The organism is Oscillospiraceae bacterium (assembly GCA_015067255.1).
Lineage (GTDB): Bacteria > Bacillota > Clostridia > Oscillospirales > SIG519 > SIG519.
In genome coordinates, this window is the sequence record SVMS01000020.1 from 26841 (window position 1) to 39561 (window position 12721).

10 protein-coding genes and 1 pseudogene are annotated in these 12721 nt (G+C 36.5%); 9 read left to right on the plus strand and 2 right to left on the minus strand.

Features of this window, described 5'->3' with window-relative positions; all coding sequences use genetic code 11:
* The first annotated feature begins 31 nt into the window (after window positions 1-31).
* The 9 genes and pseudogenes from E7480_05820 to tnpA all read left to right on the plus strand — a co-directional run bounded on the left by E7480_05820 (window position 32) and on the right by tnpA (window position 11964).
* A complete protein-coding gene (locus E7480_05820) occupies window positions 32-1462 on the plus strand; it encodes a hypothetical protein (GenBank protein MBE6904108.1) in 1431 nt (476 codons plus the stop codon).
* Window positions 1459-2079, plus strand: coding sequence for a YIP1 family protein (locus tag E7480_05825; protein ID MBE6904109.1), 621 nt, complete (start codon window positions 1459-1461; stop codon window positions 2077-2079). Before E7480_05820 ends, E7480_05825 begins: the two co-directional genes overlap by 4 nt.
* A 17-nt stretch (window positions 2080-2096) precedes the next feature.
* Window positions 2097-4619 carry a hypothetical protein gene (locus E7480_05830; GenBank protein MBE6904110.1) on the plus strand — a complete coding sequence of 841 codons (2523 nt, stop codon included), beginning with the start codon at window positions 2097-2099 and terminating at the stop codon, window positions 4617-4619.
* Window positions 4606-5514, plus strand: a complete 909-nt coding sequence (locus tag E7480_05835; GenBank protein ID MBE6904111.1) for a sugar ABC transporter permease — start codon at window positions 4606-4608, stop codon at window positions 5512-5514. The genes E7480_05830 and E7480_05835 overlap by 14 nt, the downstream gene beginning before the upstream one ends.
* A 2-nt stretch (window positions 5515-5516) precedes the next feature.
* Window positions 5517-6479 (plus strand): carbohydrate ABC transporter permease, encoded by a 963-nt coding sequence (locus E7480_05840; protein MBE6904112.1) that lies wholly within the window; start codon window positions 5517-5519, stop codon window positions 6477-6479.
* A gap of 22 nt (window positions 6480-6501) precedes the next feature.
* Window positions 6502-8142 carry a hypothetical protein gene (locus tag E7480_05845; protein MBE6904113.1) on the plus strand — a complete coding sequence of 547 codons (1641 nt, stop codon included), beginning with the start codon at window positions 6502-6504 and terminating at the stop codon, window positions 8140-8142.
* A gap of 62 nt (window positions 8143-8204) precedes the next feature.
* Window positions 8205-9113: a helix-turn-helix domain-containing protein gene (locus tag E7480_05850; GenBank protein ID MBE6904114.1), complete on the plus strand. Its 909-nt coding sequence runs from the start codon at window positions 8205-8207 to the stop codon at window positions 9111-9113.
* Window positions 9114-9120: 7 nt separating this feature from the next.
* Window positions 9121-10947 carry a hypothetical protein gene (locus E7480_05855; protein ID MBE6904115.1) on the plus strand — a complete coding sequence of 609 codons (1827 nt, stop codon included), beginning with the start codon at window positions 9121-9123 and terminating at the stop codon, window positions 10945-10947.
* 542 nt (window positions 10948-11489) lie between these two features.
* Window positions 11490-11964: pseudogene (tnpA, locus tag E7480_05860) on the plus strand (IS200/IS605 family transposase).
* Window positions 11965-12084: 120 nt separating this feature from the next.
* On the opposite strand, the gene E7480_05865 reads toward tnpA, so the two are convergent.
* Window positions 12085-12291, minus strand: coding sequence for a helix-turn-helix transcriptional regulator (locus E7480_05865; GenBank protein MBE6904116.1), 207 nt, complete (start codon window positions 12289-12291; stop codon window positions 12085-12087).
* A 327-nt stretch (window positions 12292-12618) separates the two neighbouring features.
* The coding region (locus E7480_05870; GenBank protein MBE6904117.1) for a hypothetical protein at window positions 12619-12721 on the minus strand (103 nt) is incomplete at its 5' end.

The following is a 12721-nucleotide window of genomic DNA, read 5'->3' on the forward strand; positions in this document are numbered from 1 at the left end:
TTTTTCAACATTTATGAAAGGAGAAAACGGTGTGAAAAAAATTATATCTTTAATTGTTGTGTTGCTTGTTTTTGCTTCCTTTGGCATCAGTGCAACAACAAGCTATACATATTCAACTTATTCCGGAAGCACTACAACTGTACCTTGTCCCGATCCGTTTCTGCCTGAAAAAGTATATACAATGAGGAATACAGGCGTTAGCCTCAAAGCGCCGAAGGATATTTGCTTTGATAAAATCGGGAATATATATGTTCTTGATTCAGAAGCTGAAAAAATATATATTTTTGATGCAGATATGAAGCATACAACAACTGTGGACGGCTTTATTAAAGACGGAGAAAAGCAAAGCTTTGCAAAGCCGCAGGGTATGTTTGTTACCTCGGACGGACAAATTTATATTTGTGATACACAAAACAAAAGAGTGGTCTGGCTCAATTCGGATTTTACTTTTAATAAAGAATATTTATGTCCTAAATCAGATGTTTTAGAAAGCGATTATAGGTTTTTGCCTAAAAAAATAACTGTTGATAACGCTAACAATCTTTATATTATAAATTCTGATGAATATCAGGGGATTATGCAGATAGATGAAGCGGGAAATTTTATTGCTTTTGTAGGAAGCGATAAGGTTAAATACGACCCTATTACGCTTATGTGGAAGAAAATAATGTCTGAAAAGCAGGCAGAACAGCTTACACAGTTTATTCCCGTTGAATATTTCAATCTTTCCATTGATAATGAAGGCTTTATTTATGCTGTTTCCGCTGCAACGGGCGAGGAGCCTATAAAAAGGCTTAACACCTCGGGAAGCGATATACTCAACAGATACGGATATGTTAAAATATGCGGAGATATAAACGTTTCAAACGACGCTTCTTTTCAGGCTTCGCTTTTTACCGATATAGATTCAAACGAAAACGGTAATTACTTTGCTATTGATTCTGTAAGATGCAAAATATTTACATATAACAGGGACGGATATTTGCTTTATGTATATGACGCAAGCGACGTTATTACAGCCCCTGCTGCTCTTGCGGTAAATAACGATAAGCTGTACGTTACCGATTTATATGACGGAAGCATTGTTTCTTTTTCATTTTCTAAGTTTGGAAAAACAGCTATTGATGCAGATAATATGTATTCAAAGGGAATGTTTGAGGAGAGCTTTGAAAATTGGGAAAATGTTTTAAAAATGAATGCCAATTATGAGCTTGCATATGCACAGCTGGGAAGAATATACTTGCGAAACGGCGAATATGAAAAGGCAATGGACAATTTCTTAAAGGGAAATATAAAGGGAAGCAGTGTTACCAAGCTTGACGGTTATAACAAAGCCTTCAGCGAGTGGCGTAAACAATGGGCTATGGATAATTTAGGTAAAGCCTTTGTTATTATTTTGGTGCTTGTGCTTGCCTATTATATCGTTAAGATAATACTTAAACGGAGGAGGAAAAATAAATGATAGCAGATATTAAATTTGCATTTCACGTAATTTCTCATCCGTTTGACGGCTTTTGGGATATGAAGCACGAGAAAAAGGGGAAAATGTGGGTTGCAATTGTTTGCATAATCCTTTTTGCAATTGCCAATTTTATAAGTGCTGAATTTTCCAGCTTTTTATTTAACGATACAAAATTCAAGCTTGCAGATATTCTTTTTGAGTTTGAAAAGGTAGGCATATTGCTGATTGTTGTTTGTCTTGCAAATTGGTCAGTTACGACCTTGATGGAAGGCGAAGGCACTTTTAAAGATATATTTATGACCTTTGGTTATGCCTGCTTGCCTGTAAGTATTATAACAATACCCGCAACAATACTTACAAATGTTGCATCGTACAGTGAAGGCGTATATATAAATATACTTAATTACGGTGCGATGGTCTGGTTTATAGCACTGCTGTTTTTCGGACTGATGACGGTTCATCAATATTCTCTCGGAAAGATGGTATTGACTACTATACTTACAATAGTTGCTGCGGCAGTAATAATTTTTGTATATTTGTTGTTCTTTAGCTTAATTACCCGTATGTTTACATTCTTTGCAACAATTTTCAAAGAACTGTCATTTAGATTAAAATAGATAGGAATGGTCGCCGAATGAAGAAAATCAGGTTTTTCGTTGCGCTTATACTTATAACCTCTATTATAAGCGGATGCGGACGGCAGGCAGAGCAATATGAAGCTGTAAAAAAAGAAAATTTCATATATTCCGAATATACATCAGTTCCTAAAGTAGAGTATCAGCCGACAGCAGAACAGGCTGCGCTGCTTGAGGGCTATAAGCTTTTTTACGATAATGGGATATTAGCTCTTTATTGCGTACAGGAAAACGGCAATATCGCACTTATCGACAAGCGTTCGGGAGAGCTTTATTTTAATACATCTGTGTCAGCTGACAGCGACAGCATTGCAACGCAGGAAACAAAGATGTTTTTAAAATCAGCGCTTATAATAAACTATTTTGATAAGCAAACAGAGAAGACAGCTACAAGCTATGAGCTGTCGGTACAAAAAGACGGAGTCAAGACTGAAGCTGTCGATGGGGGCGTTAAGGTAATCTATACCTTCGGAGACGGAGTACGTGATATTACCGATATTCCGCAAAAGCTTTCCGAAAAAAGATTTGAAGAGCTTTTTGTAAATCATCCGGCCCTTCTTGAAAACGATAAAAAGCGTGCAAAAATATATTATAAATATAGTGAAACGGAAAAAGCATATGTTTTATCTGACACTAAAAACACAACTATAAACTTACTTTCTCAAATTCTTGAAAGAATAAGCTATACAGATGAGGACTTAAAAAAAGACAATGAGGAAAACGGCTTAAAAACTGTTGCTTCACAGCGTCTTTATTTTGAAATCCCCGTTTACTATACTCTTGAAAACGAAAGCATGAGGGTTAATATCCCTATGGATGAGGTTAAATATACCGAGTCCAAGCCCTTGCTGAGAATTACACTTAACAAATATTTCGGAGCAACCTCACAAACAGAGGGTGCGATGCTTGTACCCTATGAAAGCGGAGGTCTTTTGTTCTTCTCTGCTTCGGCGAATGATACAGGGGAATACAGTACCTCGCTTTACGGAAGCAACGATACAGATGCAGGAAAAGTAAGCAATAAAGCGGATAACAACAATTCTCTTGCTCTTTTCGGAATGTATAAAAAAGACAGCGGATTTATAGGAATTATAGAAAACGGTGATGCTCTTTGCACCGTTTCTGCTGAAAAAGCAAATACTAAATCCTCACTCAATTCAGTATGGGCTGATTTTCAGGTACGTAATTACATAACAGCGGTATTGGGAGACGGCGGCTTACAGTCCGATGTTAAGGTAGTTCAGAAAGAAATGTACAAGGGAGACATATGCGTAAAATACAGCTTTGTTTCTAAAGAAGATATATCCTATGGGGATTTGGCTTCTTATTATCGTGGCTATGCTGCTAAAAAATATTCTCTCACTCAAAAGAAAAACGATTCTGTACCTCTTACTGTTACAGCAGTAGGCTCTATAAGAGAGGATAAAAGCCTGTTTGGCTTTAAATACAACGGCGTAACAGCTCTTACAAGCTATTCGGGCGCAAAGTCTATGCTTGAATATCTGAATAGCCAAAGCATAAATAATATAAAAATGATTTTATCGGGAGCTTTAAAGGGCGGTCTTGAAAATGAGAGCATAAGTAAGCTGAAGCTTGAAAATAAGCTCGGAAAAAGCTCTGTGCTTTCAGATATAGCAAATAGTTCGGGCGTTGAGCTTTTGATAAGCATTGATGCTTTAAGCGTTCCCAAGGATGCATCAGGTTTTAACCGTTATAACGATACCGCCCAAACAATAGATAAAAGTATTGCTAAAAAATATTCTTATGATATTGTAACTATGAAAAACGATGGCTACAGATATCTTATTTCTCCTTTAAAATACAGCAGCTTTACCAATGATTTAGTTAAATTCTTAGGAAAGTCATATTTTGAAGGAATAAGCTTTACCGATTTAGGTACAAAGCTATATTCTCATAATGCTGATGATGTGGTAATTACAAGGCAGGACGCAAAGAATATTTCTCTTGCACAGCTTGAAAAATATTCACAAAGCGGAGAGCTTGTGCTTTCAAACCCATATGAAGCTGCACTGCAGTATGCAGATGCGGTTATAAATCTGACAAGCTCAATAAACAAGAATATAGATGAGCAAATTCCCTTTTATCAGATGGTTTATCACTCTCTTGTTGATTACAGCGGTACCCCTATAAATGAGGCATCGGATATACAAGAGGCTGTTTTAAGATGTCTTGAAAGAGGAGAAAATCCTTATTTCAGAGTTTTCTCATCAGAATTTAACAGTGCTGCAAATACTGATTTTTCATATCTTTATTGTAACGGCTTTGAAGTTTTAAAGCAAGAAATTGCAGACATATATAAAACCATAGATTCTGTTTTGTCTGAGGTTTCGGGAATGTATATAACAGGACACGAAAAAATTAAAGACGGTTTCTATAAAACAATCTATGGCGATAAAATAGCTATATATGTTAATTACAACGATAATGATGAGCAGTATAATGAAATTACAGTTAAAGCAAACAGCTACGAAAAAGAGGTGTTAAGCGTTGAAGAAAAATAGAATGACTCAAGAGAGAAAAAGGTCGCTTCAGGCTTACATATATCTTGCACCGTGGCTTGTCGGTGTGCTTATGTTTTTCATTTATGCAATTATTCAGACTACGGTGTATAGCTTTCAGACCGTTGAAAAATCAACGCTCAGCTTTTCCTTTGTAGGAATTTCCAATTTCAGATATGCTTTTCAAGGCGATGCAGAGTTTCCGCAGCTTTTGTTAAGCTCATTGATAACAATGCTTTCTAATGTGCCTACAGTGTTGATTTTTGCTTTCTTTGTTGCGCTTTTGTTAAAGAAACGCTTCAAGGGCGATTTTATGATAAAAGCAATTTTCTTCTTAACCGTAATTTTGTCTTCAGATGTTTTTTTAAATATGATGAGTGATACAAGCTCTCTTACTGCGGCGCAGGAAAATGCTGTTGTGGCAGATGGAGGAAGCTTTTTTTCGGCAATGGAATCCTTTGAGCTTGGCGAGTATTTTACAGAGTTTGGAATAGACCCTGCTTTTTTTGAATTTATAAGCGATGCTATTGAAGGTCTTTCTGAAATAATGGTTAAGTCCGGAATACCTATTTTCATCTTTTTGGCAGGGCTGTATTCAGTACCTGAATCAATGTATGAGGCAGCAAACGTTGAGGGAGCAACAGCGTGGGAAAGCTTTTGGAAAATCACCCTTCCCCTTATGGGTCCCGTATTGCTTGTTAATATTGTTTATACAATAGTGGATTCCTTCTCATCTTATCTTAATCCGACACTTGACTATATTTATGATCAAGGAATACAGAAATTCAATATCGGTTATGCTTCGGCATTATCTTGGATTTATTTTATTATAATAGGAATAATTTTAGGCGTTGTTGTTTTCTTTGTTAACAGAAAAATCTATTATCAGGGGGGTTAAAAATGAATAGCTCTTTACTTAAATTAAAAGCATTAAAAATCAGCAAAAAAGCTGTTGGTATAATTCTCAGGATAATATTTTTAAGCGGATTTTGTTTTGTCATACTTTACCCTGTAATATTGATGATTTCAAGAGGCTTTATGTCCAGAGTTGACCTTATGGACAATGAGGTAATTCTTATTTTTAAGAATTTTACTCTTGAAAATTTCAAGGTCGCTTCAATGCTGTTGGATTATGGGACATCATTTAAAAATACTATTATTATAACACTTGGCTGTACGCTTTTTTCGCTTATTGCATCTTTGCTGGCAGGATATGCCTTCGGAAGATATAATTTTAAGCTGAAGCCTGTTTTATTCGGTATATTGCTCTTCACAATAATTGTACCGCCTCAGCTTATTATGATGCCACTTTATATGAAATTTAAAAGCTTTGATATTTTAGGAATAATAGAGCTTATAAACGGCTCTCCTGCAAATCTTCTTAACAGCTTTGCACCCTTTTTCATTCTCTCTATAACGGGAATGGGAATAAAAAGCGGTATATTTATATATTTGTTCAGACAGTTTTTTGCAGGTATGCCAAGAGAAATTGAGGAAGCAGCTATGGTTGACGGCGCAGGCTCCTTCAGAATTTTTGCTACTCTGATGGTGCCTAACGCAAAAACAATTATAGTAATGGTAATACTTTTCTCAATCGTATGGCAATATAACGACGTAGTTTATTCACAGCTGTTTTTAACTACACAAAAGGTTCTTTCGATGCAGTATGTCAATTTAGAGCGTTTTACGCAGGAAGTGCTTGAATTCTTGGAAATGGCAAACGGCGACATTATGGTAGGTATGTATGTTCCGCTTGTTAAAAGTGCGGGAGCTCTTATTATACTCGCACCCATAATAATAATGTTTCTTGTTGCTCAGAAATTCTTTGTAGAAAGCATAGAACGTTCCGGAATAGTAGGATAAAATATAAGGAGAAAAATTTAAAATGAAGAAGCTATCATTTTCACAAATAAATGGATATGGGGACGTAGGCTACAGAGCAATAAAGAGCTTGTCAAGACTTGAGTCAAAAATATATCAGCCCGAGTATGTAAGAAAAATGGAACAGGAGACTCCTTGGCCGAGCGATTGGATAGGCAGAACACTTTTAGGTGTTGTTATGCTTTCTAAGGCGACAGGAGTAAAGGGCGCATATCTTGAGCGTTTACTTGAATTGGTTGATGAACTTGAAAATGAAAAGGGCTATTTGGGAGAGGTACAGGAAGGTATCTATGATGAACAGCAGCTTTCATCTCACAACTGGCTTTTGAGAGCCCTTCTTGAATATTATGATATGACAGGCGACAAAAAAATCCTTAAGAAAATATGGACAATTGTTGAAAATCTTTATTTGCCTGTAAAAAATCATTATATAGAATATCCGACAAATAAAGAGGACAGAGTTTATACAGGAGAAAAGTCCGGTACTCTTACGGGCGCTGTTATAAACAACTGGAAAACCTCCTCAGATACAGGCTGTGCCTATATGTGTCTTGACGCTCTTTCGCAGATGTATGAAATGTTTCCCGATGAAAGAGTAAAGGTATTACTTGAAGAAATGATTTCTACCTTTGAAAAGATAGATTTTGTCAAAATAAGTATGCAAACTCACGCAACTCTTGCTGCAACAAGAGGAATTGTAAGATTTTATGCGGTAACAGGCAAAGAGGAATATCTTGATTTTGCTAAAAATTTGTTTAAGCTGTATCTTGATTACGGCGCAACGCCTAACTATGCTAATTTTAACTGGTTTTGCCGCCATGAGTGGACAGAGCCTTGCGCAATAACAGATTCTTATCTGCTTTGCTTTGAAATGTTTATACAAACCAAAGATATATATTATTTAAAAACAGCAAGCCGTATTTATTATAACGCATTCAGCTTTGCACAGCGCTATAACGGGGGCTTTGGCTGTGATATTTGTATAGGACCTGAGGAGAGAATACTTCGTGCAGATGCTGATTCTGGCTTGTGTGAGGCTTTTTGGTGCTGTACTATGCGCGGTGCAGACGGAATATCAAATTATATTCGCAATTCCTTTGTATCAGATGAAAAAACTTTGTATTTCACTCAATACATAGATTCTTGTGTAAAGCTTGACGGATTAAAAATCGAGGAAAGGTCAGAATATCCAAAGGAAGGAAAAATCAGCATAAAAGCTGTTATGACAGACAATACTGAAATAGATACAATAGCTCTGTATGTTCCTGATTTTGCAAAGGGAAGCAAGCTTATTGTAAACGGAAAAGAACAAAGCATTTCAAATGTAGGTGGATTTGAAATGGTTAAGCTTTCTGACGGAGAAAATTCAATTCTTCTTACCTTTGATATTCCGATATATACAGAAAAAGCTTTAGGAAAGCTTATTAAAGATGAAAGATTTTGCTTCTGGCGCGGAGATTTAATTATCGGTGTTGAAACTGATAAATGCCTTGATGAAGATAATTTTGAAATTGAATACATCGGAAACGGAAAATGTATTGATAAAAAAAGCGGTTTGGAATTTGTAGATTTAACAGATAATATAAATATTGAGCCTACTGAAAAAAGTCCTGTAAAATCAATTCAGGTTCTTTTTGGAAAATAATAGAATTTTGACAAATGATAACTATTTTATTATATTATTATGTATAAAGAGGGGGTTGAAATATGGTAATTAAAGATTATTTTATAACTACTCTTGACAAAAATAAATACCCGAATCATCCCATTGTTGATGCCATAGGATATGAAAAACGATTGAAAACAGATGAACTTAACTACGTCTGGGACTGTAAAAAAAGCAAGGAGTCCGTTTGCGTTTTTCAGTATACTATGAGCGGTAAGGGCGTTTTACAGATAAACGAGAAAAAATACGTTCAAAAAGCAGGAGACGTATTCTTAATCGAGCGACCGGGTAATTATAAATACTGGTTGCCCGAGGATTCTGACTGTTGGGAATTCAAATTTTTATCTATTTCATTTTCGGCAATTCCTTTTTGGTCGCCTATAGTCAACAATTACGGGCATACCTTTAATATTAAGGACGAGAACAATCCTGTAATGCGCCAATGGAATAAGCTTTTTGACCTTGTGGAAAAATCCACCACAACAACAAAAATCAACGATACGGAAATTCTCAACGTTCAGCCTTTTGATACCTTTTTAGACAATTCTCTTTATGCCTATAAATTTCTTACAGTGCTTCACAAATATCTGTTTATCAACGGACAGACCTCAAGCAATGCAGAATCAGTGCTTCTTTGTATTGAGTTTATAAACACTAATTTCAGCCGCGAGATTACAAACTATGATATTGCGCAGGCGGGCTTTATTTCCCCTTATTATCTCAATTCAAAGTTTAAAGATGCAGTAGGAATGACGCCTCTTCAATATCTTACTAAGGTGCGTCTTCAGAATGCGATGGCTATGCTGTATAATCTTGATTATACTATTGACTTTGTTGCAAAACAGTGCGGCTTTAAGAATGCAAACTATTTTACTAAAGTATATAAAAAGTATACAAACTTAACACCAAGTGAATTCAGAACTCAAAAACGTTCTATGATATTACTGTGAGGAATGTATGAAAAATTTAGATAACAGAACTGTACATTGTGTAGCAAACGGAAAAATTTCTGCATACGCAAAGGGAATTGATTTATTTCAAATAGCAGGACCTCACTATGGCGTTCCGGTGGGCTGCAGACTTGAATATTCAAATCGGGATTTTGAATTTACTCAGAAAAGAGTAAAAAATACAAACATATGGAATTACACTGTGTCTGACGGTGAAAATCAAGGAGAAATTACTGATTTTTGTCACGCTGATAAGTCTATATTATATAGAACTGTTGATTTTTCAAAGGAAGCGGTTTTTTATCTTCATTCGGAAAAAATAGAAAGCTTTTATAAGGTGCCTGAAGAAACTTGCGGGATGAAGAATTTTTATTACGGAGAAATTGCAGAGGGTGAAAAGCTGTATATATACTCTATAAATGAGGATATATGGAGAGGCTTTGTATCTGAAAGACCGTACTATTTCGGCATTAAATGCGACGGCGGGCTTTGCTCTGAAAAATGTGATGATAAAAAAATAAAAATAAGCGGTAAAAAGGGCACAATATCTATATTTTTCGGCGTTAGCTTTGATGAAATATATTATTATGCAAAAGAAACTGCTTATTCAAGCTTAGAGAATATATATAATGCAGCAAAGAAAAAATGGGAAGAAATGTCCTTGAAAAGAGAAAAAAATTCGGGCGTTAAGGACGAGCTTCTCAAAGAAATTCACGATGATATTTATGTGCTTATAAAATCTCAGCAGTCTGAGTCGGGCGGAGTGCTTGCAGGATATCCTTATCGTCTTGCTTATATAAGAGACAGCTACGGAGTAAACAGAGGCTTGCTTTCCTTAGGCGCTTTTGAAGAGTCTGAAAAGCTATTGAGATATTATCTGAATATATACAAAAAGTACGGCTGTATACATAATGCTCAGGGAACAGATTCCTATGCTTTTCATATTCATGAAAACGACAAGACGGAAATTACTGCATATATGGTGCTTATGTTTCTTGATTATGCAAAAAAGACAGGAAAGCTTCAAACTCTTAAGGATGCCTTTGAGCTCATAGAATGGTGCATTATGCAGCAACATTCAATTCTTTACAACGGTATGCTTCCCTTCAACGGAGATGAAACCTATATAGCAGGCTTTATCCTTCCCAGAGAGGTTATAAATCACGGCTCTATGGAAGCGACGATGCTTTACCATAAATGCTGTACAGAACTTTTAAAGCTTGCAGATGCACTTGAAATCTCAAATGAGCTGAGAGATGTTTTCAAAAACGATATAGAGATAATAGAAAAAAGCTTTAAAAAGAATTTTTTTGTTGACGGCGTGCTTATGTGCAACAATCCCCATTATTACGACGGTGTGGGAGAGCCTAAATTCAGAAACGGTATAAGAATGTGCGGTCACGGCTTAGGAGTAGGAGTTCTAAACAAGAATCATCGTTATGTTTGCTTTAATTGTTATGATAAGCCTGACGCTCCCAATGAAAGCTATAATAAGCTTTATCATCTGCAATCACCGTTGCTTATGGCAATCTATGTCGGCTCCACTCTCATAGATAAGGAAATCCTTGACGGAGAGTGCGAAAAGCTTGCACAGAAGTTTTTGGATAACGGCTGTCGCTGTTATGATGAAAAGGTAGTCGGTTACGATTACGGAATAATGATTTACGCTTTAAAGGACAGACATCCCGAGCTTATAGAAAAGCTCAAAAAAACAATTGTTGATATGCGTGACGATTGCGGAGCGTGGTCTGAATACTATCTTGAAGGGCTCCCCTCGGGAACGATGTATCGACCTTGGGAAAGCGGTATAAATTTAGAGGCACTTACCCTGTAATTGAAAATAGAATGAGTTCGGTTTTACTCCGAACTCATTTTTGTATAAAGTCGAGTATGCAATTCGTCGCAAGACTTGGATTCTTTGGCGGAATTTGAATCCACGCACCATAATCTCAATCAGCTCGTATAATATTACTACTGCCGTTGTTTCGAAACAATAAAGTCGATTATCTTAACGACATTAAGCAAAGTATAACAGTGATTGAGCACTCTGTTAAAAATGATACTTCAAATGCCGAAATACTTACAGAGTTGAAGGAAATAAACCATTTGTTAGATGAGTTTTCAAAAAACAGACAGCAGAAGAATAGTTGAGAAATTAAAAAAATAAATCGACGAAATATATACGCATTTACAAAAAAAACTAGCCAAACTACTGCCTATCATTTTGTTAGGCAGTTTTTATTGTGTAACGAATACTACCAGCAGTGCTGGTAGTTCCAAAAAGCTTTAGCTATGAGTAGAAAAAATATCCTCCTTCGTCTAAAATAGAAGTGGGTTTGCCAACCACAAGTAAAAAGACGAAGGAGGAATCAAGTAATGAAACTTGATACAGATAGTTTAGCACACACGAAATGAATTGCAAATATCACATAGTTTTCGCCCCCAAATATCGACGCCAGGTAATCTGTGGAAAGATAAAGGGAGATATAGGGATAATGCTAAGGAAATTATGTGAATATAAGCAGGTAGAAATAATAGAGGCAGAAGCATGTAAAGATCATATACATATGCTGGTATCGATACCACCCAAATATAGTGTAGCACAAATAATGGGATATCTAAAAGGGAAAAGTAGTTTAATGATATTCGAGAAATATGCCAATATGAAATATAAATATGGCAATAGACATTTTTGGTGTAGAGGGTACTATGTAGATACAGTAGGAAGAAATAAAAAGCGATTGCGGAGTACATACGAAATCAGTTACAGGAAGATATATCATACGATCAAATGTCATTGGTAGAGTATGTAGACACCTTTATGGGACAGCAGGTAAAAGAAGGCAAATAAAAAGCCCCTTTAGGAGCAGCCGGTGAAAGTGTTGCGGTTGGCAAACCTTTCGACGAGTCTATAGACTCGGCCGGTCTTATGTCCTAAGGGGGCAGTGCATACTACCGGCACGGCCGGTAGTTATGATTCATCCCACTTTCTGCCCGGTACGGCTTCCATACCGAACATTGCGAGGGCTTGGTTGACTTTATGGAGTGTGATGTTGTCTTTACCTTGTTCGAGGTCGCGGAGGGCGTGGAGACCGATTCCTGAGAGCTTAGCAAACTGCTCTTGGGTTAGATTGGCGGCTTTACGCTCCATTTTAATAAATTCGGCTATCTTATTCATAAATTCACTATACGTAATCGGTATAGTTTTTGAAAACTACACTCAAAGCTATTCCGATTTTGCAGTATTTTGGCACCTCTCTTTCTTTATTGAATTACGGGTGCATTTTAGTAGAAATACAGAGCTATAACAAACGTGCGAACATACAAAAAGCCCACTACCGAATTTTTTCGATAGTGGGCTAAATGCTTGATATTACTAGCTAAATCCACACTTCATCGGTTATATCATCGAAGGAGTGGAGTCGCTGGTTCGGGCGAAATGCTTTAATGAAATCTTCGGCATTTTCCCGATTGAGTTGGAACTGAAATGCTCGGATTTTTCCGATTACTTCATTTCCTTTATAGCAGCCTGTGCAGCAGCAAGGCGAGCTATCGGTACTCTGAAGGGAGAGCAGGATACATAGTCAAGGCCAATCTTGTGGCAGAAT

Excerpts from the sequence above, each read along its gene's own strand:
- E7480_05825 (MBE6904109.1), top strand. The coding sequence starts at position 1,459 with ATGATAGCAGATATTAAATTTGCATTTCACGTAATTTCTCATCCGTTT.
- E7480_05830 (MBE6904110.1), top strand. The coding sequence starts at position 2,097 with ATGAAGAAAATCAGGTTTTTCGTTGCGCTTATACTTATAACCTCTATT.
- E7480_05840 (MBE6904112.1), top strand. The coding sequence starts at position 5,517 with ATGAATAGCTCTTTACTTAAATTAAAAGCATTAAAAATCAGCAAAAAA.
- E7480_05845 (MBE6904113.1), top strand. The coding sequence starts at position 6,502 with ATGAAGAAGCTATCATTTTCACAAATAAATGGATATGGGGACGTAGGC.
- E7480_05850 (MBE6904114.1), top strand. The coding sequence starts at position 8,205 with ATGGTAATTAAAGATTATTTTATAACTACTCTTGACAAAAATAAATAC.
- E7480_05855 (MBE6904115.1), top strand. The coding sequence starts at position 9,121 with ATGAAAAATTTAGATAACAGAACTGTACATTGTGTAGCAAACGGAAAA.
- E7480_05865 (MBE6904116.1), bottom strand. The coding sequence starts at position 12,291 with ATGAATAAGATAGCCGAATTTATTAAAATGGAGCGTAAAGCCGCCAAT.